The 23,555-nt window shown below is 53.2% G+C and carries 20 protein-coding genes and 1 pseudogene; all 21 read left to right on the forward strand.

All coding sequences use genetic code 11. The annotated features are described in order from the left end of the window. Positions 1-5: 5 nt before the first annotated feature. Positions 6-2,213, forward strand: a complete 2,208-nt coding sequence (locus tag ACZZ0B_RS05350) for a bifunctional prephenate dehydrogenase/3-phosphoshikimate 1-carboxyvinyltransferase (protein WP_463544533.1) — start codon at positions 6-8, stop codon at positions 2,211-2,213. Then, on the forward strand, positions 2,210-2,899 hold the full coding sequence (gene cmk / locus ACZZ0B_RS05355; protein WP_158835747.1) for a (d)CMP kinase: 690 nt from the start codon (positions 2,210-2,212) through the stop codon (positions 2,897-2,899). Before ACZZ0B_RS05350 ends, cmk begins: the two co-directional genes overlap by 4 nt. Positions 2,900-3,018: 119 nt before the next feature. Continuing rightward, positions 3,019-4,704 carry a 30S ribosomal protein S1 gene (rpsA, locus tag ACZZ0B_RS05360; protein ID WP_008079785.1) on the forward strand — a complete coding sequence of 562 codons (1,686 nt, stop codon included), beginning with the start codon at positions 3,019-3,021 and terminating at the stop codon, positions 4,702-4,704. 196 nt (positions 4,705-4,900) lie between these two features. Next, entirely contained in the window at positions 4,901-5,179 is a 279-nt protein-coding gene (locus ACZZ0B_RS05365) for a hypothetical protein (protein ID WP_463544534.1), read from the forward strand. 151 nt (positions 5,180-5,330) lie between these two features. Further along, the gene (gene ihfB, locus ACZZ0B_RS05370) at positions 5,331-5,627 is read left to right on the forward strand and encodes an integration host factor subunit beta (RefSeq protein WP_003189779.1); all 297 of its coding nucleotides are present in this window, start codon (positions 5,331-5,333) and stop codon (positions 5,625-5,627) included. 30 nt (positions 5,628-5,657) lie between these two features. Further along, positions 5,658-5,897, forward strand: coding sequence for a lipopolysaccharide assembly protein LapA domain-containing protein (locus ACZZ0B_RS05375; protein WP_008079788.1), 240 nt, complete (start codon positions 5,658-5,660; stop codon positions 5,895-5,897). Positions 5,898-6,122: 225 nt separating this feature from the next. Then, the gene (gene rfbB / locus ACZZ0B_RS05380) at positions 6,123-7,199 is read left to right on the forward strand and encodes a dTDP-glucose 4,6-dehydratase (protein ID WP_463544535.1); all 1,077 of its coding nucleotides are present in this window, start codon (positions 6,123-6,125) and stop codon (positions 7,197-7,199) included. Next, the gene (gene rfbD, locus ACZZ0B_RS05385) at positions 7,196-8,089 is read left to right on the forward strand and encodes a dTDP-4-dehydrorhamnose reductase (protein ID WP_463546913.1); all 894 of its coding nucleotides are present in this window, start codon (positions 7,196-7,198) and stop codon (positions 8,087-8,089) included. The genes rfbB and rfbD overlap by 4 nt, the downstream gene beginning before the upstream one ends. After that, positions 8,086-8,976, forward strand: coding sequence for a glucose-1-phosphate thymidylyltransferase RfbA (gene rfbA / locus ACZZ0B_RS05390; RefSeq protein ID WP_463544536.1), 891 nt, complete (start codon positions 8,086-8,088; stop codon positions 8,974-8,976). Before rfbD ends, rfbA begins: the two co-directional genes overlap by 4 nt. 49 nt (positions 8,977-9,025) lie before the next feature. Beyond that, positions 9,026-9,949, forward strand: coding sequence for a glycosyltransferase (locus ACZZ0B_RS05395; RefSeq protein ID WP_463544537.1), 924 nt, complete (start codon positions 9,026-9,028; stop codon positions 9,947-9,949). Beyond that, positions 9,946-10,905, forward strand: coding sequence for a UDP-glucose 4-epimerase family protein (locus ACZZ0B_RS05400; RefSeq protein ID WP_463544538.1), 960 nt, complete (start codon positions 9,946-9,948; stop codon positions 10,903-10,905). The genes ACZZ0B_RS05395 and ACZZ0B_RS05400 overlap by 4 nt, the downstream gene beginning before the upstream one ends. Beyond that, complete coding sequence (locus ACZZ0B_RS05405; protein WP_463544539.1) at positions 10,902-11,927, forward strand: MraY family glycosyltransferase; 1,026 nt, start codon at positions 10,902-10,904, stop codon at positions 11,925-11,927. The genes ACZZ0B_RS05400 and ACZZ0B_RS05405 overlap by 4 nt, the downstream gene beginning before the upstream one ends. Positions 11,928-12,111: 184 nt before the next feature. Next, entirely contained in the window at positions 12,112-13,203 is a 1,092-nt protein-coding gene (locus tag ACZZ0B_RS05410) for an acyltransferase family protein (RefSeq protein ID WP_463544540.1), read from the forward strand. A gap of 71 nt (positions 13,204-13,274) precedes the next feature. Further along, entirely contained in the window at positions 13,275-14,063 is a 789-nt protein-coding gene (locus tag ACZZ0B_RS05415; protein WP_463544541.1) for an ABC transporter permease, read from the forward strand. Next, entirely contained in the window at positions 14,063-15,322 is a 1,260-nt protein-coding gene (locus tag ACZZ0B_RS05420; RefSeq protein WP_463544542.1) for an ABC transporter ATP-binding protein, read from the forward strand. Before ACZZ0B_RS05415 ends, ACZZ0B_RS05420 begins: the two co-directional genes overlap by 1 nt. Before the next feature lie 3 nt (positions 15,323-15,325). Beyond that, positions 15,326-19,207, forward strand: a complete 3,882-nt coding sequence (locus ACZZ0B_RS05425; RefSeq protein WP_463544543.1) for a glycosyltransferase — start codon at positions 15,326-15,328, stop codon at positions 19,205-19,207. 348 nt (positions 19,208-19,555) lie between these two features. Further along, positions 19,556-21,370, forward strand: coding sequence for a hypothetical protein (locus tag ACZZ0B_RS05430; protein WP_463544544.1), 1,815 nt, complete (start codon positions 19,556-19,558; stop codon positions 21,368-21,370). 10 nt (positions 21,371-21,380) lie between these two features. Next, positions 21,381-21,740, forward strand: coding sequence for an EamA family transporter (locus ACZZ0B_RS05435; RefSeq protein WP_463544545.1), 360 nt, complete (start codon positions 21,381-21,383; stop codon positions 21,738-21,740). Positions 21,741-21,743: 3 nt separating this feature from the next. Then, positions 21,744-22,418, forward strand: coding sequence for a glycosyltransferase family 2 protein (locus ACZZ0B_RS05440; RefSeq protein ID WP_463544546.1), 675 nt, complete (start codon positions 21,744-21,746; stop codon positions 22,416-22,418). Positions 22,419-22,422: 4 nt separating this feature from the next. Beyond that, on the forward strand, positions 22,423-22,776 hold the full coding sequence (locus ACZZ0B_RS05445; RefSeq protein ID WP_463544547.1) for a DUF2304 family protein: 354 nt from the start codon (positions 22,423-22,425) through the stop codon (positions 22,774-22,776). A gap of 507 nt (positions 22,777-23,283) precedes the next feature. Further along, positions 23,284-23,520, forward strand: a pseudogene (locus ACZZ0B_RS05450) (transposase domain-containing protein); the annotation flags it as partial. Positions 23,521-23,555: the final 35 nt, after the last annotated feature.

Genomic DNA, 23,555 nt, shown 5'->3' on the forward strand with positions numbered 1-23,555 from the left:
CACCTATGATCAGTCGCCTTGTGGTGGTCGGTCTGGGGTTGATCGGTGGTTCGTTTGCCAAAGGCTTGCGGGAAAGCGGTGTGTGCCGCGAAGTGGTCGGAGTCGATCTCGATCCGCAATCGCGCAAGCTGGCGGTCGAGTTGGGTGTGGTTGATCGTTGTGAAGATGACTTGGCAGCGGCTTGCCAGGGTGCTGACGTAATTCAGCTGGCGGTGCCGATTCTGGCCATGGAAAAAGTGCTCGCGCGTCTGGCGAGCATGGATCTGGGCTCGGCGATTCTGACCGACGTCGGCAGCGCCAAAGGCAATGTGGTGCGCGCGGCAACCGAGGCGTTTGGCGCGATGCCGCCGCGTTTCGTGCCGGGCCATCCGATTGCCGGTTCCGAGCAGAGCGGGGTGGAAGCCTCCAATGCCGAACTGTTCCGTCGTCACAAAGTGATTCTCACGCCGCTCGAGCAAACCGATCCGGCTGCACTGGCGGTGGTTGATCGTCTGTGGCGCGAATTGGGCGCCGACGTCGAGCACATGCAAGTCGAGCGTCACGATGAAGTGTTGGCCGCGACCAGCCATCTGCCGCATTTGCTGGCCTTCGGTCTGGTCGATTCGTTGGCCAAGCGCAATGAAAACCTTGAGATCTTCCGTTACGCTGCCGGTGGTTTCCGCGATTTCACAAGAATTGCCGGAAGCGACCCGGTGATGTGGCACGACATCTTCCTCGCCAACCGCGAGGCTGTCCTGCGCACACTCGATACATTTCGCAGCGACCTCGACGCCTTGCGCGACGCGGTCGATGCAGGGGATGGGCACCAATTGTTGGGCGTTTTCACTCGCGCCCGGGTTGCCCGCGAGCATTTCAGTAAAATCCTGGCCCGCAGGGCCTATGTGGACGCTATGAATTCCAACGATCTGATCTTCCTGGCTCAACCTGGTGGCCGCCTGTCCGGTCGGATTCGCGTACCGGGTGACAAATCGATTTCCCACCGTTCGATCATGCTCGGTTCGCTGGCCGAAGGCGTCACCGAAGTCGAAGGCTTCCTCGAGGGCGAAGACGCCCTGGCGACCTTGCAGGCGTTCCGCGACATGGGCGTGGTCATCGAAGGCCCGCACCACGGCCGCGTGACCATTCATGGTGTCGGCCTGCATGGTCTGAAACCGGCGCCGGGCCCGATCTACCTGGGCAACTCCGGTACTTCGATGCGTCTGCTGTCCGGCCTGCTGGCCGCGCAAAACTTCGACAGCACTTTGACTGGCGATGCGTCGCTGTCCAAGCGTCCAATGAATCGTGTGGCCAATCCGCTGCGAGAAATGGGTGCCGTGATCGAAACCGCTGCTGAAGGTCGTCCGCCGATGACCATTCGTGGCGGGCACAAGCTCAAAGGCCTGACTTACACCATGCCGATGGCCAGTGCTCAGGTGAAATCCTGCCTGCTGCTCGCCGGTCTGTACGCCGAAGGCAAGACCACCGTGACCGAGCCGGCCCCGACTCGCGATCACACCGAGCGCATGCTGCGCGGCTTCGGTTATCCGGTAAGTGTTGAAGGCGCTACGGCTTCGGTCGAGTCTGGCGGCAAGCTCACTGCAACTCATATTGAAGTGCCGGGTGACATCTCGTCGTCGGCGTTCTTTCTCGTCGCGGCCTCGATCGCCGAAGGTTCGGAACTGGTGCTCGAGCACGTCGGCATCAACCCGACCCGTACCGGCGTCATCGACATCCTGCGCCTGATGGGCGCGGACATCACTCTGGAAAACCAGCGCGAAGTCGGCGGCGAGCCTGTGGCTGACCTGCGCGTGCGAGCAGCTAAACTCAAGGGCATCGAGATTCCCGAGGAGCTGGTTCCGCTGGCCATCGACGAGTTCCCGGTATTGTTCGTCGCCGCTGCCTGTGCCGAAGGGCGCACTGTGTTGACCGGCGCTGAAGAACTGCGCGTCAAGGAATCGGATCGTATCCAGGTCATGGCGGACGGTTTGCTGGCGCTGGGCGTCAAGTGTGAACCGACCCCGGACGGCATCATCATCGACGGCGGCCAGATCGGCGGCGGCGAAGTGCATGGTCACGGCGATCACCGCATTGCGATGGCTTTCAGCGTGGCCTCGCTGCGCGCCACTGCGCCGATACGCATCCATGATTGCGCCAACGTCGCGACGTCGTTCCCGAACTTCCTCGCGTTGTGCGCGCAGGTCGGTATTCGTGTGGCACAAGAGGCTCAGTCGTGAAAAACATTGCACCGGTCATCACCATCGATGGGCCAAGCGGCTCGGGCAAAGGCACGGTCGCCGGGATTCTGGCCAAGCGTCTGGGCTGGAATCTGCTGGATTCCGGTGCGCTGTACCGCTTGCTGGCGTTTGCTGCGCACAACCATGGTGTTGACCTGACCAATGAAGAGCTGCTGAAAAAACTGGCCGCTCATCTGGATGTGCAGTTCATCGCGGCGACCGACGGTCAGTTGCAGCGGATCATCCTGGAAGGTGACGAAGTCAGCGATGTCATTCGCACCGAGAGCATCGGTTCCGGTGCTTCGCAAGTGGCTGCATTGCCGGCTGTACGCGAGGCGCTGCTGCAGCGTCAGCGCGCTTTCCAGGAGGCGCCGGGCCTGGTGGCCGACGGTCGCGACATGGGTACGGTGGTTTTTCCGAATGCGCCGCTGAAGATTTTCCTGACCGCGAGTGCCGAGGAGAGGGCGCGCCGTCGATATTTGCAGTTGAAGGGCAAAGTCGAGGGTGTTAGTCTGTCGAGTCTGCTAGATGAGATCCGTGCACGCGATGAGCGTGACACCCAGCGAGCGGTAGCCCCGCTTAAGCCGGCGGCTGACGCCATACAGCTGGATTCCACGGAGTTGTCCATTGATCAGGTGCTTGAACGCATCATGAGCGAGATCGCCATTCGCGATATCGCCGGGTGACCAAGAAGGTTGCAGGGGACCAGTCATAGTCCTGTGGCGCTTCTTTTATTTGAAACTAACCCACACCGTCTGGGGTGTGGAGATGGGCGTATTCTTCGCCCTCATTTACAGGAATTAAAATGAGCGAAAGCTTTGCGGAACTCTTTGAAGAAAGCCTAAAAACCCTGAACCTTCAGGCAGGCTCCATCATCACCGGTGTTATCGTTGATATCGATTACCAAGCTCGCTGGGTAACCGTTCACGCTGGCCTGAAGTCTGAAGCACTCATCCCGCTTGAGCAGTTCTACAACGACGCTGGCGATCTGACTATCAATGTCGGTGACGAAGTTCACGTTGCTCTGGACTCGGTTGAAGACGGTTTCGGTGAAACCAAGCTGTCCCGTGAAAAAGCCAAGCGCGCTGAGTGCTGGATCGTTCTGGAAGCAGCCTTCGCAGCTGAGGAAGTGGTCAAGGGCGTTATCAACGGTAAGGTTAAAGGCGGCTTCACTGTCGACGTTAACGGCATCCGTGCGTTCCTGCCAGGTTCCCTGGTTGACGTCCGTCCAGTGCGCGACACCACGCACCTGGAAGGCAAAGAGCTGGAATTCAAGGTCATCAAGCTGGACCAGAAGCGCAACAACGTTGTCGTTTCCCGTCGCAGCGTCCTGGAAGCCGAGAACTCCGCCGAGCGTGAAGCTCTGCTGGAATCCTTGCAGGAAGGCCAGCAAGTCAAAGGTATCGTCAAAAACCTCACCGATTACGGCGCATTCGTCGATCTGGGTGGCGTGGACGGCCTGCTGCACATCACCGACATGGCCTGGAAGCGCATCAAGCATCCTTCCGAGATCGTCAACGTTGGTGACGAAATCGACGTCAAGGTTCTGAAATACGATCGCGAACGCAACCGTGTTTCCCTGGGCCTGAAGCAACTGGGCGAAGATCCATGGGTTGCTATCAAAGCCCGTTACCCAGAAAGCACTCGCGTTACCGCTCGTGTAACCAACCTGACCGACTACGGCTGCTTCGCTGAGCTGGAAGAAGGCGTTGAAGGTCTGGTACACGTATCGGAAATGGACTGGACCAACAAGAACATCCACCCTTCGAAAGTCGTACAAGTCGGCGACGAAGTGGAAGTTATGGTTCTGGACATCGACGAAGAGCGTCGTCGTATCTCCCTGGGCATCAAGCAGTGCAAATCTAACCCATGGGAAGATTTCTCTGGCCAGTTCAACAAGGGCGATAAAATCTCCGGCACCATCAAGTCGATCACCGATTTCGGTATCTTCATTGGTCTGGACGGCGGCATCGACGGCCTGGTTCACCTGTCCGACATCTCCTGGAACGAAGTGGGCGAAGAAGCCGTTCGTCGTTTCAAGAAGGGCGACGAGCTGGACACCGTTATCCTGTCGGTTGACCCAGAGCGCGAGCGTATCTCCCTGGGTATCAAGCAGCTGGAAAGCGATCCGTTCTCCGAGTACGTCTCGGTTAACGACAAAGGCGCCATCGTTAAAGGCACTGTGAAAGAAGTTGACGCCAAAGGCGCCATCATCGTTCTGGCCGACGATATCGAAGCGACTCTGAAAGCCTCCGAAATCAGCCGTGACCGCGTTGAAGACGCGCGCAACGTTCTGAAAGAAGGCGAAGAAGTAGAAGCCAAGATCATCAGCGTTGATCGTAAGAGCCGCGTGATCCAACTCTCCATCAAGTCGAAAGACGACGCTGAAGAGAAAGAAGCTATCCAGAGCCTGAAAGCAGCTCCGGAAGGCGAAGCAGTTGACACCACCATGGCTGCACTGCTGAAGCAAGCAATGGCCAAACAGAACTAAGTTCTGCTTGATCATGAAAAAGGGCGACTTCGGTCGCCCTTTTTTGTGCCCGCGATTTGGCGGCGGGTCAGGTTTCCGGTGAAACCAATGTCACGCTTGGGCTGTCTGTTTCTTTATTCGGATCAATCGTCTATTCGCGACTAAGCTTGGACTTGGGTGCGCAGTAGTCGGGCAGTTGCCTGGCATAAGGAAGTGGATGAACAAGTTTATTGTCCTCATAGCGATCTTGTTGTGCGCTGGCTGTACTACAAGTGCCAAGACCCATGCGGTGCGCGGGGTCGGTGGTATTGAAGTCGATTGTTCCGGTTTGGGCTCGGGCTGGGAAAAGTGCCAGAAGCGTGCAGCGAAAGAGTGCAAGGGCGCTGGCTATAAGGTGGTGACGCGATCTGATGACGCTAAGGATGAAGATGAGTTTCCCTTTGGCTTCAATCCAGCTGGCTACGTGACGCGTACCATGCTGGTGATCTGTCGCTGAGTGCGGTGAACCGGTTTGGTGATCTGATGCTCTGAAAATGGGCGTTTTGACGCTAAGGAAGATATGTCAATCCCTGGGCTGTTCAAAATCTTCCGGGCGTGCTAAAACCTTTCAAGCGCTGATCTAGCTGCTTGAAAAAGAAGGGAAAAATATGACGAAGTCGGAGTTGATCGAACGAATTGTCACCCATCAAGGGCTGCTCTCATCCAAGGATGTGGAGCTGGCCATCAAGACCATGCTTGAACAAATGTCCCAGTGTCTGGCCACCGGTGATCGTATCGAGATCCGTGGGTTTGGCAGCTTCTCACTGCATTATCGCGCGCCGCGTGTAGGGCGCAATCCAAAGACCGGTCAGTCCGTCAGCCTTGACGGTAAGTTCGTTCCACACTTCAAGCCGGGCAAAGAACTGCGCGATCGTGTGAACGAGGAAGAGGAGGAGGGCGTTTGATCCTCGCTGCTGAATATCAGGGAGATGCTCATGCGTAATCTCAAGCGCATACTTCTTGGCGTTTTCGTTTTGTTGCTTGTCTTGGTTGTTCTGGCCTTTGTCCTTGAAAACCAGCAGGCGGTGTCGTTGTTGTTTCTAGGTTGGTCCGGGCCGCAACTTCCGGTGTCGTTGGTTGTTGTCGTGGCATTGCTGATCGGCATGTTTATCGGCCCGATTCTCGGCTGGTTCCTGGGGCGCTCGTCCAGAGCTGCACGCAAGCGCCTTGTCTGAAAACGACAGGTGCAGGGCATCTGTCGAAATTGCGCCTCTGCCTGTCTATATCCATTAGTAAAACCTTCATTAAGCTGTAAAATGCAGCCCTTGTTCGATAGTGGCCTATTCCCACGTCGATTCAGACTGACTCTGACGGAAGCCTCTAATTTGATGGCTTCTGCATTCATGGATTAGGCAGTGCTCGTTGGTGTCACTGTCCGCAGCTCAAGGGTATGCTTTCGCGTGAAAATTCTAGTTACCGGCGGCGCCGGGTTCATCGGCTCGGCAGTCATTCGCCACATCATTTCCAACACCGCCGATTCTGTCGTCAATGTCGACAAGCTGACTTACGCCGGTAACCTGGAGTCTTTGGCTGAAGTCAGCCAGGACTCGCGATACGCATTCGAACGCGTTGATATCTGTGATCGCGATCAAATCGACCGCGTCCTGAGAGAGCATCAGCCGGATGCCATCATGCATCTTGCTGCAGAGTCGCACGTTGATCGTTCGATTTCGGGGCCATCCGAATTCATTCAAACCAACATCGTCGGCACTTACACGTTGCTCGAGGCGGCTCGTCATTACTGGGCTGCGCTTGATGATGCACGTAAAGCCAACTTTCGCTTCCATCACATTTCCACTGACGAAGTGTATGGCGACCTGGAAGGCCCGGAAGACCTGTTCACTGAAACCACGCCCTACCAGCCAAGCTCGCCATACTCGGCCAGCAAAGCCAGTTCCGATCATCTCGTGCGCGCGTGGGCTCGCACCTATGGCCTGCCGACTCTGGTCACCAACTGCTCGAACAACTACGGTCCTTGCCACTTCCCCGAGAAGTTGATCCCGCTGATCATCCTCAATGCTTTGGAAGGCAAGCCGTTGCCTGTTTATGGCAAAGGCAACCAGGTTCGTGACTGGCTCTACGTGGAAGACCATGCACGTGCGTTGTATAAAGTCGTCACCGAAGGTGTCATTGGTGAGACTTACAACATCGGTGGTCACAACGAGAAGCAGAACATTGAAGTTGTTCATACGCTTTGTGCGCTGCTTGATGAGCTTCGTCCAGACTCCGCGTATCGTCCGCACGCAAGCTTGATCACTTACGTGCAGGATCGTCCTGGTCATGACCAGCGCTACGCAATTGATGCCAGCAAGATTCAGCGGGAGTTGGGCTGGACGCCGGAAGAAACCTTCGATACCGGCATTCGCAAAACGGTTGAATGGTACCTGCAGAACACCGAGTGGGTTGCTCACGTGAAGAGCGGCAGCTACCAGCAGTGGATCGATCAGAACTACGCAGATCGTTCGAACAAAGCATGAAAATCCTACTGCTAGGCAAAAATGGCCAGGTCGGTTGGGAGCTGCAGCGTGCGCTGGCGCCGCTGGGCGAGCTGGTTGCACTGGATCGCCATAGCGTTGATGGCTTGTGCGGTGATCTCGCCGACCTTGAGGCGTTACGGGCGACCATTCGCCAAGTGGCGCCGGATGTCATCGTCAATGCCGCTGCCTATACCGCCGTTGATAAAGCCGAGTCCGACACCGAACTGGCGACGCGTATCAACGAGCAGGCCAGTCGTGTCATGGCAGAGGAAGCGGCCTCGCTTGGAGCGTGGCTGGTGCATTATTCGACCGACTACGTTTTCAGCGGGCAGGGCACTACCGCCTGGCAGGAAGAAGATCCGGTTGCGCCGGTCAACTTCTATGGCGCAAGCAAGCTGGCGGGCGAGCAGGCGATCATCGCCTCAGGCTGCCGCCATCTGATTTTTCGCACCAGCTGGGTGTTCGCCGCCCGAGGCAACAACTTTGCCAAGACCATGCTGCGTCTGGCCAAGGATCGCGAGAGCCTGAGCGTGATTGCCGATCAGATCGGCGCGCCTACCGGGGCGGATCTGATCGCGGACGTCAGCGCATTGGCCATTCGTCTGGCAGTTCAGCGGCCGCAGTTGTCGGGCCTTTATCATTTGGCCGCTGCGGGTGAAGTGTCCTGGCACGGCTACGCGAACCATGTGATCGACTTTGCCAAAGCCAATGGCGAGATTCTCTCCGTGACAGCGGTCAATCCGATCGAAACAAGCGCTTATCCAACACCCGCTCGTCGTCCTTCGAACTCACGATTGAATACACGGAAGTTGCGCGACAATTTTTCTCTACACTTGCCGGATTGGCAAAGTGGTGTAACCCGAATGCTTAGGGAAGTTCTGAATAAATGACCACGACAAATCGTAAAGGCATCATTCTCGCCGGTGGTTCGGGCACGCGCCTGCACCCGCTGACACTCGGCGTTTCCAAGCAGATGCTGCCAATCTACGACAAGCCGATGATCTTTTATCCGCTGTCGGTATTGATGCTGGCCGGCATGCGCGAAATCCTGATCATTTCCACCCCGGAAGATTTGCCTTGCTTCCGTAAGTTACTGGGCGATGGCAGTGTTTATGGCATCAAGCTCACCTACGCCGAGCAGCCGAGCCCGGATGGTCTGGCGCAAGCCTTTATCATCGGTGAAGAGTTCATCGGTAAAGATCCATGCTGCCTGATTCTGGGCGACAACATCTTCTACGGTCAGCATTTCTCCGACAATCTGCGCGCGGCGACCCAGCAGGCGCAAGGCGCCACGGTATTCGGCTACCACGTTTCCGATCCCGAGCGTTTCGGCGTGGTCGAGTTCGATGCCACGGGCCGGGCGCTGAGCATCGAAGAGAAACCGCTGAAGCCGAAGTCCAATTATGCGGTGACCGGGTTGTATTTCTACGACAACCAGGTGGTCGATATTGCCAAGAGCATCAAGCCTTCCCCTCGCGGCGAGCTGGAAATCACTGACGTCAATCAGGCTTATCTGGCGCAGAAGTCGCTGAATGTCGAAATGCTTGGACGTGGATTTGCCTGGCTCGATACCGGCACCCACGATTCGCTGCTGGAAGCCAGTCACTTCGTGCATACCATCGAGCAGCGTCAAGGCTTGAAGGTCGCTTGCCTGGAAGAGATCGCCTTCAATAACGGCTGGATTGACGCCGAACAGTTGGCAAAACAGGCCGACAGCTTGAAGAAAACCGGCTATGGCCAGTATCTGCAGAAGCTCCTGGATTCCAGCATTCGCTGAAAATCCGTTGTCTCGCTCAATTTGTCAGAACCGTGCAAGCAGGAATGGAATGCCAGTAACAACTCCCCGGGTTGCAGTTTTGCTGGCTGCCTACAACGGAATGCAGTGGATCGAAGAGCAGTTGGCTTCGATCCTCGGTCAATCGGCGGTGCACGTCACCGTTCATATCAGTGTTGATGCTTCTTCCGATGGTACGGAAGCTTGGTGCGCGGATTTTGCCGCCAACCATCCGAATGTCTTCCTTTTGCCGTCTGGTATTCGTTTCGGTGGCGCCTCGCGCAACTTTTTCCGATTGATCCGCGATGTCGATTTGCAGGGGTATGACTATGTCTCCTTTGCCGATCAGGACGACATCTGGCATGCGGACAAATTGCAGCGAGCCATCACTTCGATTCGCGAGCGCGGTGTCGATGCGTGTTCCAGCAATGTGACGGCATTCTGGGAGAACGGCAGGACTCAACTGTTGCACAAGGCACAGCCGCAGACACACTGGGATTTCCTGTTCGAGGCCGCCGGGCCGGGCTGTACCTATGTGCTGAGCACGGCATTGGTGCAGGCGATGAAACAGTCGATGCTGGCGCAATGGGATGAGCTGCAAAATGTCAGCCTGCACGATTGGTACTGTTATGCTTTCGCCCGCAGCCACGGCTTTCGCTGGTATATCGATCCCCGTCCTTCGATGGACTATCGGCAGCACGAAAGTAATCAGGTCGGGGCGAACACCGGCCTTAGTCCGATGATTGCCCGCTATAAAACCATTCACGATGGCTGGTGGTTTACCCAAGTGGCTTTAATCGCGCGATTGACCGGGCAGGCGGGCAATCCTTTCGTCGGGTCCTGGCTTGCGTTGCGTCGATTGCAACTGATCAGGCTGTCGTTCTCGGCGTGGCGCTGCCGTCGCCGAGTCAGAGATCGTGCCTTGTTTTTCCTGATTTGCTGGGCGACCGCCCTAGTCGGGAAATCGGCCCAATGACGGCGCCAAAAGTGTGGGTAACCGGGGCGAGCGGATTCGTCGGCGAGGCGCTGGTTTTGCGTTTGCTGCTCGGGCGAAAGTTTGCGCCTGTCGCCGCGGTTCGTGGCGCCAGCCGTCTGCTGGGTTTGTGTCCTGTTGCGCGGTTTGAAATGGGCGCAAGCTCGGCAGGGCAGTTGGCCGGCGTGCAGATTGTCGTGCACGCGGCGGCGCGGGTGCATGTCATGCACGAGACGGCGGACGATGCACTGGCCGAATTTCGACGCGTGAATGTCGATGGAACACTGCAATTGGCACGCTCGGCAGCGCAGGCCGGGGTCAAGCGCTTCGTGTTTATCAGCTCAATCAAGGTGAATGGCGAAAGCACGCCTGTCGGGCGTCCTTTCACCGCCCATGATGTGCCGGCACCGCAAGATCCTTACGGGATCTCCAAGCATGAGGCCGAGCAGGCGCTGCGCCTGCTCGGTAGCGAAACAGGTATGGAGATCGTGATCATTCGCCCGCCGCTGGTGTATGGGCCGGGCGTAAAGGCCAACTTTCTCAGCTTGCTCAAGTGGCTCGAAAGAGGCGTGGTCTTGCCGTTGGGCGCTATTCGCAATCAACGCAGCATGGTCGCGATCGGCAACCTGGTCGATTTCATCGAGACCTGTCTGGAGCACCCTGCAGCCGCAGGGCAAACCTTTCTGGTCAGCGACGGCGATGATCTGTCGACACCGCGCCTGTTGCGGCGCTTGGCTTCGGCGTTAGGGAAAAAGGCGCGCTTGCTGCCCGTGCCTTCGAAACTGCTGTTGATCTGCGCGGCCGCTGCGGGAAAGCGCGCTGTGGCTCAGCGCGTGTGCGAGTCGTTGCAGGTCGATATCAGCAAGAACCGCGAGATGCTTGGTTGGGTGCCGCCGATTGATGTGGACACTGCCATGCGTCGTACTGCTGGCCATTTTCTGGATACGCAAAAGTCATGATTGCTGGTGGGTTGTTTCTTTCCATATTCCTGCTGTCCTGGGCGTTGACCTGGGCGGTGCGGCACTACGCGCTGTCTAAAAGCCTGATGGACATTCCCAATGAACGCAGCTCGCATTCCGTGCCCACGCCTCGTGGCGGCGGTGTGGCGATCGTTATCGGTTTCTTGCTGGCCTTGCCTGTTCTGGGGTGGTTTGGGCTGATGGATCGCCCGGCGTTGTTCGCGCTGTCGGGCAGCGGATTGTTGGTGGCGCTGATCGGATTTGCCGATGATCATGGCCATATCGCCGCGAGATGGCGCCTGCTAGGGCATTTCGCGGCGGCCATCTGGGCGTTGTTCTGGCTCGATGGGCTGGCCCCGATCGCCATGTTCAATGGCACACTCGATCTCGGCTGGGTAGGCCATGCTCTTGCAGCGGTGTACCTGGTGTGGATGCTCAATCTTTATAACTTCATGGACGGCATCGATGGCTTGGCCAGTGCCGAGGCACTGTGTGCATGCCTGGGAAGTGCATTGATTTATGGTCTTGTTGGCCAGGTCGAACCTGTCTGGGGCGTGCTGGCGCTGAGTGCGGCCGTGGCCGGTTTTCTCTGCTGGAATTATCCACCGGCACGTATCTTCATGGGGGATGCCGGCAGCGGTTTCCTCGGCATTGCACTGGGCATTCTGTCACTGGAGGCGGCGACCCGTTCGCCGCAGCTGTTGTGGAGCTGGACCATTCTGCTTGGCGCCTTCGTGGTGGATGCCACCTGGACGCTGTGCCGACGGCTGCTCAATGGTGACAAGGTCTATCAGGCCCATCGCAGCCACGCCTATCAGTACGCATCCCGACAGTTCAAAAGCCACAAGGCGGTGACTCTCGCAGTGGTCGGGCTGAATGTTTTCTGGTTATTGCCATGGGCCGCGGTGGTGGCTCTAGGCATAGTGCCGGGCGTCGTCGGACTGATTGTCGCTTATGTTCCGTTGCTGTGGTTGGCCGCGAGGTTCAAGGCCGGTACCCGGGAAGTGCCGTCAATCCCTTGAAGCTTGGCCAGGCGTGGGAGCCTGTATCGGATAATGCTATGATTCGCGGCCCTCGTGTGGGTATACGCAGGGCAGCGAGTTGTCGGGTATCCCGGTGCTGACGTGTGAATTCTCATCCCGCGACTCCTGTAATCACACAGTCAATTTATGTTGATCAGTTCAAACAGTGTTGGAGCAGTACTAAATGCAGCATAAGGATAATAATTTAAACTTGCTTCGGCTGATTGCTGCGCTGATGGTGCTTTACGCACATTCGTTTGCTTTTTATGGCAATCCACCCGCCGGCTTCCTGGGATTGACCTCCTATGGAGGGCTCGGTATTGATATTTTCTTCATCATCAGTGGTTACCTGATCGTCAAGAGCTGGGACTTTACTCCCTCAGCCACCAACTTTCTGATCAAGCGGTCCTTACGGATTTTTCCAGCGCTAATTGTGGTTGTTCTGATCTGCATGTTTATCCTGGGGCCAATGTTCACAACGTTGACGGTCAGCGAATACTTTACGCACCCGCAGTTCTGGCCATATCTGAGAAATATCATCTTAAGCCCGGTTTTCTATTTGCCCGGAGTTCTTGAGCATGCGCGGGTGGCCAACGCTGTTAATGGTTCGCTGTGGAGCCTGCCTGTCGAATTTTTTATGTACCTAGTGGTTATGGCTCTCGGGCTGCTTTTTCGCAGTGGACGCTGGGTCTATGCCGCCGCCACGACAGTTTTTGCACTGACAGTCATTTTCTGGGTTTGGCGCGATGCTCCTGTGAAGGTTGTTTATGGCACTGATGTGCGACAGATTTTCCTGACAGGCATCTACTTCATGATTGGTGCCTGCTTCGCGAAATGGCGGCTCGAACGCTGGTTCAGTCTGTCGGGTGTTTGCGTATTGATTTTCGCCACCATCCTGTTGGCTCCATACGCCCCGATTTCCAAAGTAGTGTTGTGGTTCACCCTGCCTTATGTCGTTCTGGCCTACGGCCTGTCCAGCAGCCGCCTGGGAAGCTGGATCAATCGAGTAGGCGACTGTTCCTACGGTGTTTACATCTATGCATTTCCGGTACAGCAGTTTGTCCTGCTCAAGTTTCCGGAGATCTCGTATCCGATGTACTTGTTCGTCACCGTTGCCATCACCCTCGTGCTCGGTTACGCCTCCTGGCATCTGGTAGAAAAACGCGTGCTGAAGTTCAAGCCCAAGGACAAGTCCAGGGCCGGCATTGAAGGAGCCAAGCCGGTGTTTGTGCCTGAGGCTGGTGAAAATCTAAAGTCGATGAGCCCGGACCGTTAAATGGAATTCATGATGTCTTGCGGTAGTTTTAAAGCGGTGGTGAATGTGATTGTGACGCGTGGAGATGTGCGATGAGTTGGCTCAGAGGAATGCTGGCGGATCGCAGGATTCTGTTGAGCCTGGTCTCAAATGATCTACGGGCCCGTTACCTGACCAACTACCTTGGCTTCTTGTGGGTATTTATCCAGCCTTGCGCAACCACACTGATCCTGTGGTTCGTGTTTCAGTTCGGTTTCAAAGCCGCGCCTCACGGGGACTTTCCTTTCGTCCTGTGGCTGGTGTGTGGGCTGGTGCCCTGGTTCTTCACGGTTGAAGCTCTGAACTCCGGTTGCACGGCAGTCAAGGAAAACAGTTTTCTGGTGAAGAAGATTGTCTTCAAGGTTTCCTTATTGCCACTGGTCAAACTGACTTCGGCTGTCCTCGTGCACATCTTCTTTGTGGTCCTTCTGCTGTTGCTGTTCGTTATTTACGGCTACGAACCGAATCTTTATTGGTTGCAGGTCGGGTATTACATCGTCTGTCTGTTCATGCTGCTGTTGGCGATTGCCTGGATTACCAGTTCGGTGGTGATCTTCTTTCCGGACTTGAGCCAATTGGTGGCTATGGCCACACAGTTCGGTTTCTGGCTGACTCCGGTATTCTGGGATATTGATGCCATTCAAGGGCGCGCGGCGTCCTATCTGCGCCTGAACCCTTTTGCGTACATTGTTGAAGGATTCAGAGATTCTCTGATTCGCGGGGTGTGGTTCTGGGAGCGGCCCACTCAAACCCTGTTCTTTTGGGGAGTGTTGATTGTCCTGGCATTGGTGGGCTGGCGTACATTCAAAAAATTAAGACCCCACTTTGCGGATGTTTTGTAATGAATGAAGTGAATGAGAGCGCAATCAGCGTCCGTAATGTCAGCAAGGTGTATCGGCTTTATAACAAGCCGGTTGACAGGCTGGTCGAGGCTCTTTCGCTCTTCGGCAAGCACCGGCATCATGATTTTCACGCACTGACTGATGTTTCCTTCTCCGTCGAGAAAGGCCAGACAGTCGGGATCCTAGGTAAAAACGGGGCTGGCAAAAGTACCCTGTTAAAAATTCTTACAGGGGTTCTCACTCCCACCAGTGGCGAGGTTTCGGTGGTTGGCCGGGTCGCTTCGTTACTGGAATTGGGTGCTGGCTTCAATCCGGATTACACCGGTGTAGAAAATATCTATTTCCAGGGATCCCTCATGGGCTACTCCCATGCCGAGATGCAGACCCGTCTCGCAGCCATCCTGGAATTCGCTGATATTGGCGATTTCGTCAATCAGCCCGTTCGTATGTACAGCAGCGGGATGTTTGCACGATTAGCCTTTTCCGTGGCTATCAATGTGGAGCCCGACGTGCTGATCGTGGACGAAGCGCTCAGCGTCGGTGATGCGGGCTTCCAACTCAAGTGCATGCTCAAGATGAAGCATATGCAGGAGCGCGGCACCACCATTCTGTTCGTTTCTCACGATACTCAGTCCGTCATTCGCTTTTGCCAAGCGGTCATAGTGATGCAAAACGGGCAGATCATCGACTACAGCACCGATGTACTGACGGCAACCAAGAACTACGAAAAGAAAGTTCGCAACAGCAGTGCGGTTGCGGCCCCGGTACTGGAAGAGAAGCATGCCGACGTGTCCTATGGCACGGAATTAGGCGATATATCGGAAGTTCGATTCGGGTCCGGAGCGGCGAAGATCAACGCAGTTGATTTTTACAGCGCTGACGGCACTCAGACCAACCACTTCGAGCCGACCGAAGATATCGCCATGCATTGCTACGTCCAGGCCTATACAGATATCAAAGAAGTGGTCATGGGTTACTCCTTACGTGACGCCAAGGGTGTCGACGTGGCAGGTGACAACACGCTGTTGGCCGGATGCAAGTTCGACCTGGATGCGGGTGCGCACAAAATCAGTTTTTCCTTCCCGCTCAATGTAGCGCCAGGGGAGTACTTCCTGTTTATCGGGATGGCCAGTTTGGACGGCGAGCGCGTCGAACTGGATCAGCGCTGGCCGATGCGCAAAGTCAGCGTATCTGGTGGGCGTCAAATTGTGGGAGTCGCCTATTGCCCGTCAACAGTCAACGTTGTGAAGGTTGTTTGAATCATGCTTAAGATCGGTAATGCAGTTGTCGCAGACACAGTCAGGTTTCATGTCGACGAAACGGCCGAGTGTATCATCGGCGACGGTGTTGAGTTGCGCGACAACGTCGTCATTGAGTGTGGTGCAGGAGGCTACTTGAACATCGCTTCCGGTGCGGTCATCAATTACGGGACATGGATCAACGGCAGCGGCAAGGTCACAATTGGCAAGGATGTGTTGATTGCTCCCAACGTCTCCATCACCTCATCGACACATCGATATGACTTGCGCGCGCCCATCAAGGATCAGGGGCTCCGACTGGCAAGTGTCTGCATTGGTGACGACGTCTGGATCGGCGCCAATTCTTCGGTGCTGGCGGGCGTGGAAATCGGCCGGGGCGCAATTATTGCAGCGAATTCGGTCGTGAAATTCAACGTACCTGCGGACAGCATCGCGGCAGGTGACCCGGCTGTAAAAGTGGCATCGCGCAAATACAAGCGTGTGGTGTTTTACACGCTGCCGCTTATATTGCGAGATCGTCCGACTCTGTTCAGCAGCATTGTTGATGTCTATCTGCCTCTGGCTAACAAGTTTGCCGATGAGGGCTGGGAATGTATTTTTGTCGGTTCTGACGAGCTGAAAGCCGAGTATCCAGACTTCAGGCATGCCTGGATCAGTCCAGGCATTTACAATTGTGATTATTCGCAATCAGCCCATCCGGATTGGCTGAATGACTGGAAGTGCCTGCTCAATAAAGAACCCCTCGCGTTTCACGACCAGTTCGTCGGGTTGTTGGTCGACAACGTCGAACCCGATCTGGTGTTCTGCTGGAACTATGACGGCTCCCTTGAGACAGCGTGCGCGGCTAAAGACGTTCCTTTGATCTTTAATGAATTGGGTATGTTACGCGCGCCCAATCCCATGGCCTATTACTCGGATGTCCGTGGCGTAAATGTGCGCAGTGGCTTCAGTGCCGAGTTTGCAGTGTATCAGCAACAGTCAGCCAGTCTGCCGACAGATGCCGCGCGGGAAAGGCTCGCGGAGATGGAAGAAAGTTATCGCTTTCAAGGCTCCACCCGAATTCCGACTGCACTGATTCTGCTTCAGGTACAGAATGACTCCAACATTATCATGGGGTCGCCGTTTGCCAGCATGGCCGAATACGTTAAGCATGTGCTCGCGACTGTGGCAGACTCGCCCTACAAGGTGATCGTCAAACCACATCCACTGGATGATGTGCCGGATTTACCTGAGCATGTCCAGATTGCAAACAAGGAAGACAGTATAGCTGAGCTGATTGCCTGCGCCGATGTGGTGTTCACGATCAATTCCTCGGCAGGCTTCGAAGCTGCGCTTGCCGGTAAGACTGTCTATGTGTTGGGCTCGGCACCCTACAGTGGTACGGGGCTGGTTATCGATGTCGAGCACCCGCAGGATCTTCCAGAGCTGTGGCAAACAAACGGCGCTACGGCGCCGTGCTCTACGGAATTGCGTGCGCAAGTACTGGATTTTGCCCAGTCGCACTACTTTTTGACTGCTGCGCAGTTTAACGAACCATCAGCACACCTCGCCCGATTGGCACGGACAGTTGCTGTGGATCCAGCCAGAAATACCTTCGATCCGGACCTCGAAAGCTACCGTCAGCAGTCCTATATCACTTGGCTTGAAGCGAAGGTTCAAGAAGCACAGGGTGAGTTGGCAACACTTAATGGAATCTATCTGGCCAAGCAAGGTGAGCTGTCGAACGTTAGGGATGAACTGCTTTTGACGAACAATCAAATCTCGGACTTGAATGACAAGCTCACTACAGTGCTCGACGACCGCTATCTGGACGATAACGATGAGCTGGTAGAAATTCAAAGGCAACTGCTGTTGGAACAGGAGCAACTGAGTCTCCAGATCGCATCATGCAAATCAGAAATAGACGTGCTGAAACACGATCTCTACCAGATTTATATCTCGAAGTCTTGGCGCATGACCCGCCCATTCAGGGGCGTTCGGAAGGTCCTGCTGCGTGGCTACTGGAAATTACGGAGCATACTGACGAACCCGCGTGTTGTTTTGCGGCCGATTTATCAGAAACTGCCCTTTTTGATTGGCGTGCGCATGCGTTTGCGGCATTTGGCCAATGCGGCACGGGCCAAGATGATGCGCGCCATCAACTCGCGAAATAATCTCAAGTCTTTACAGACTATTGCTGATCGGCGTTTTGGTTACACGCATAGTTCTCCTGCTTCCGACGTGCAGCCATTGATCGATGTTTCGATTGTCACCTACAACAGCAGTAAATGGGTCGAGGGATTTTTTGCATCGTTGAAAGCGCAAGATTACCCGCTGCAAAAGTTGAATCTGTGCTTCGTCGATAACGGTTCAAAGGACTGCACCGTTAAAGATCTACAGCGCTGGAAGGCTCAGCTGGGCGCCGAGCTGGCGGGCTTTGAGGTTATCCAGGGCGAGAATGTGGGTTTCGGTTTGGGGCATGACCGGGCGATCAAGACTGGAGATTCGGAATTTGTTCTGATCAGTAATATCGATATCGTGTTCGCTCGCGACTCGATCGCCAAGGTGGTGGCCGCGGCTAATGCGGATACTGCTGGTGCCGTTGGCACATGGGAGTTGCGCCAGGCACCGTATGAACATCCGAAATATTATGATCCGGTGACCCACGAAACAAACTGGTCTTCCCACGCCTGTATTCTGATCCGGCGTTCCGCCTATGCCAAAGTAGGAGGATACGAGCATGAAATCTTCATGTATGGCGAAGATGTCGAGTTGTCCTACCGACTGCGTTCCTACGGTTACCTGTTGAAGTACTGCCCGTCTGCGGTGGTTTATCACTACACCTATGAGCACGAAAACCACGTCAAGCCGATACAGTTCGCTGGCAGTACATTGGCCAATGCTTACCTTCGCCTGCGTTATGGTGATTTTTGTGACAAGTTTGGCGGGCTGGCACTGCAAATTGCGCTGTTGTTCCGGCCTGAGGCCTACGCGGGCGCACGCCGTGATCTGATCGGCAACATCGGCAAGATAGTGCGCAAGGCGCCGCACTTTCTGTCGGGCAAAGGTTCCAGTAAGGAGGCAGGTTTTCCTTTTCGCGGGTTTGACTACGAGATGACTCGCGACGGTGCGTTCTGGGCCATAGGTGAACCGTTGGAACATGCGCCACTGGTGACTATCGTGACCCGGACTTACCGTAACCGAAACGAGTTCCTTCGCCAGGCGATCATCTCTGTCTTGAATCAGACCTATCCCAACGTGGAGCTGGTTGTGGTGGAGGACGGTGGTGAAACCATGAAGGGGGTGGTTGGAGAGTTCCAGTCCCCTGACGGCCGTGAGATCCGCTTTTATGGCATGGACAAGGTGGGACGCTCGGTGACAGGCAATTATGGCCTGGAGATGGCTAAGGGCGAATATTGCATGTTCCTGGATGACGATGACCTATTGTTCTCGGATCACGTTGAGGTACTGGTTGCCGCCTTATTGAAAAACTCGCAGTCAGTGGCGGCATACTCGCTGGCCATGGAAGTAGGAACGATTGTCGGAGCAGATGGTCGTTACACCGAACTCAGCCATGAAACACCGTCCTACTACAAACATGAGTATGACTACAACATTCTGCTCGATCACAACTTCATCCCGATTCAGTCGTTGCTGTTTCAACGCGCTTTGTACTTGCAGCGAGGTGGGTTCGAGACGGACATGAGCAATCTGGAAGACTGGAACCTGTGGTTGAGATACGGTTACGGCAATATATTCTCATATGTAGCCAAGACTACGTCGTTGTTCCGCACACCTGCTGACCCGAATGTGCGTCTGGAACGGCACAAGCTGTTGCACGAGGCTTACCACACGGCCAAGGATCGCGCAGCGAAGTCGTGCGAAGGTTACAGAACGGTAAATTGATCCGTGCTTCAAGCTGATCAGTGACCGAAAAAAAGCCATTTAGATATGGCTTTTTTCATAATTTGCGATGTGGGTACTTTGCCCGGTAAACGGAAATGCTGCGTTCTGCGCAGCCCGCGGCAAATTTCACGTTCCGGTTCGTCTGGAGGCAAGTTCAATCACTATCCAGATCCTAGAGTCTAGATTGACGCATCGCAGGGCTGTACACTACCGAACGCTCAGCGTCGCGACGAGGCCGTCTTCCAGTAGTAAGGCGTAACCATCTGTAATTGAGTTCTTTGGTGTGAGGTTCCGGACTCTACCGGTGGCAGGCTCTCTGCCTAGCGCTTCACTTTTTCGATGAATTTAGTGGGTATTGAAGTGATCGATTTATTATTGATGTGGATGGTTTTTTTTGGCTGGGTGGTTTTGTTCTCTTCCGCATTAGTTGGTGTCTCTCGCGCAGAGTATATTTGTGCCTGCTCGGGAATTATGATTACACTTTATTTGTTTGCCTGTCTGCAGCTTCTTTCATTAGGCATTGTTTTTGTAGTTATCTTAGGAGTCGTTGGGATAGGGCTTGCGTTATGGAAGTTGCTATATACTGAAAGTCAGAAATGGACTGTTATTCGTGTCGGTGTCGAATTATCAGCGATTTTTACGATCGCGTTTTTCGCATCATGGGGTGCCAATTATTGGGCTTGGGATGAGTTTTCGCACTGGGGCGCTCAGATTGAGTTCTTGATTACTCAGAAAAACCTTCCAGTCGCACCGGGCGTACTTATTTTTCCGGATTACATTCCAGGAATATCGCTATTTCGGTACTTTGGCGAGGTGTTGCTTAAAGGTACCGGTATCAGTGCGTCTTATTTCTTGACTTGGGTTATGGCGTTGTCTGGGCTATACGCTATTTCATATTCTGAGTCTAAATGCAAATTTGCAGGAACTGCCGTTGCTGTCTTTTTTGCATATTTGATTTTTTTTCAAGCACTTGTTTCAGCCTTGTATGTTGATCCGTTACAGGCTGTTATTTTTTTGTGTGCTTTGAAATTTGCGCATGAGAAAGGTGCCGAGGCTTTTAAGGTCGTCGCTGTTTTGTGTGTGTCGTTAGTTTTAATGAAGCATGTTGGTTTAATATTTTCTTTATTTGTTCTGGTGTACTTTCTTGCTGTAAGGGTTTTTCTATATAAGGAAAAACTAATTGCTTTTTTTCCGCGCGCCTTGTTTTTGCTTGGTTTGGTGTGTGTCGTATATTTCACCTGGGTTGTTTATGTTGGGTTTTATGGTTTGTCACGCGACGTCGTTGATGTTTCTAAATTAAGCGGAGGTGCTGGAGTTTTTGCAAATTTATGGAAAGGTTTATTGGTCGTCTTAAATAATAAGTTTGTACATGCAGGGTTTATTGAGCCGCTTTACGTGACAAGCATTAATTTTAAGTCTACTCCAGTATGGGTTTTTGTTGCTGCTATTTTTGCTTTAAGTATATCCTTGGTTTTTTGCAGTTCTATTCCCTCGCGAAATAAGCTGATAGCTGTCGGTCTTCTAATTGCGACGAATGTAAGTTATACATTGTTTTTGGCTTATATTGCTTCCGTGACCCCTTGGGGACAGGATCCCTATTCGTTTTCAAGATATCTAATGGTGGTATTGTTTGCGACATTTTTGATGCAGTTTCTGGTCGTGCGGAATCATATTCCCACTTTGGTATTTGCTATTTTTGTGGCTGCAATGGTTTCGTTTAGTACGGTTGTGAGTCCATCCTTGCTATCGGTTTTTGTGACGTCTAAAAGACCACCTGTCATGGTAAATGAAGAGTATCGCTTAAAGGCTGAAAAGCTTAAGAAATATGCCAATGAAAACGACCTGGTTTGGTATGTTAATGATCAAAATATAACTCTTGGCTATTTCATTTTCAAAATGAAAGCTATGCCGTTAAAGTTTATTGCTTATTCTGCAGGGTATGATATATACCATAATAATAACCTGGAGCGCGGAATTAATTTGGACTACAGGCAGCGTCTCTTTGCGCGAAAGTTATGTAGCGTGAAATATATTTATATTGATAATATGTCTCCCCTTTTTTGGAATCAGTTTTCCAGGTTCTTTGATGTTGCGAAGGGTACTGTATATGAGGTCGTTCCTAGCGGCGATAAAACCTGTACTGCCAGATTAGTTTCAATGTGAGGTTTTTTTTGTGAAAGACATAGTTTTTCTTTTGGTTTATGTGTTTGGAATGGTTTTTGGTCAGGTCCTGTTTAAGAGGGTTGCGATTTCCATTTCCACTCATGGTAGTATTTACGCCATCGCTGGTGCGCTGTTGACGAGTTTTGAGTTTTTCATTGCTATAGGTATTTATGGCCTTCTGACGATCTACTGGATTTGGCTTTTACGTTCCATATCTATATCCTACGCTTACCCATTTGTTTCTCTTTCTATCGCTATAATGGTTTTTCTGGGGTGGTGGCTTTGGGGTGAAAGAATCAACTGGTTTCATATTTCCGGTGTTTTCTTCATTTTGGTTGGCGTTGTTCTTGTCGGCGTTTCGGGTGATTGATTTATGAATAAGGTTTGGATCGTAATCGCAGCATATAATGAGGCAAGCGTTATTTCGCGGGTCGTTGAAGATGTTCGTTTGGTTTTTGAAAATGTTGTTGTTGTTGATGACGGCTCATCAGATGAAACTTATTCTGAACTCAAAAAAACAGGTGCTTGGTGCATTGCTCACCCGATTAATCTTGGGCAAGGAGCTGCTTTGCAAACAGGGATAGAGTTTGCTATAAAAAATGACGCCGAATATATTGTTACATTTGATGCCGATGGGCAGCACTCCATTCAAGATGTTGTTGGTATGCTCAATTTAATTAAAACTGACGATGTTGATGTCGTTCTGGGCTCGCGCTTTCTTGGTAATGCAGTTGGGATTACAAAATTCCGTCGTTTTTTCCTGAAGTGTGCTGCTTTTTTTACAGGTGTTGTGAGTGGCGTCTGGTTAACCGATGCCCATAATGGGTTAAGAGTTTTTACGGTAAATGCAGCCAGGCAGATTAAAATCAGACAGAACAGAATGTCGCATGCATCTGAAATTATTGACATTATTGGGGCGTGTCGCTTAGTTGTTAAAGAGTATCCGGTTACGATTACATATACGGAGTACTCAATCGCCAAGGGGCAGAAATTATCTAATTCGTTCTCGATTTTACTTGAGCAGTTGTCCTCAAAGTTTATACGGTGATTTTATGAAAATTATCCTTGTGTTGTTTTTTGTTTTTTTAATAGTGTGTGCAATTATTCAGCGGCAGCGTGTGCGCTTTATCCCTTGGGTAGTAGTGTTCTTTTCTTGCTGCTCAATATATTTTGTATTGCTTCCTGAACATTCAACGGTGGTAGCTGAATTTTTTGGGGTTGGTCGTGGAGCTGACTTACTTCTTTACTTGTGGTTTGCCATTGGCTCTTTGTTTATATTTTTCCTTACTGTTCAAATTAAATCTCTAAATGAAAATATAACAAGTCTTTCGCGTTTTATTGCGATTGACCGCGCGGTTCGGGGCGAAAACTCGGAAGGGCCTGTTACCGGTTCTAAAGAGGAATAGGCGGGAGGGGCGCCTTTCAGAGTCCTGGCGCGGCGCCCAGAGGCATCATTCTCAAAGAACAGTTTTTGCAGAATGCTAGTGCTGATTGAAACTGACACATCCTTCCGATTGAAAATTGCTCAGGGAGGATCGCTGTTTTTTTCGCAGCAGCTGTGGATAAGCTTAGCAGCGGTGTCCTGGTTGAAAACGCATCTGGCTCCACCGTATGCGGGCATGCGGTGGGGACCTAATGGTGCAGATCAAAACGATTCATCGTCCTCGATACTTTCTCCGTACTTATGCTTTCGTTCACGCGCGATGACACGCCGGTGTGCACGTATAGCCGTAACCGCTCCACCAACCCCACATTCAAAGCGCTTAGATGATCCCGATTCTCTCGGGAGCCAGTCCGCGATGATGCGACCCGATGCCAAAGTCGAAAAGTCTATCTGACCCAAGCCCGTCGACTTCCGAAAGGCTATCGATAGACTTGCTGCTCTTGTCGAGTTTGACTAGGCGCGCGATTCGCCCTTCCTGATCGGTAGAAAGAACTGGTTATTCAGCGATACAACCAAAGGCGCGATGGCCGGTTCTCAACTTTAGAGCCCGATCGAGAAAGCCAAAGCTGACGGCCAAGAACCCTGTGTATGGCTGCAACGCGCATTTGAACGCCTGCCCACGGCGGCTTCGGTTGTGGCTTATATAGCCTTGCTGCCGTGGAACTGTTCATCTAAATCACCTGGCCCAGAGCTCCACCCACTTTGAAATGGGTGGGATTTATTGCGCTTACAACAGAGCCG

This window comes from Pseudomonas sp. AC247 (assembly GCF_979258015.1).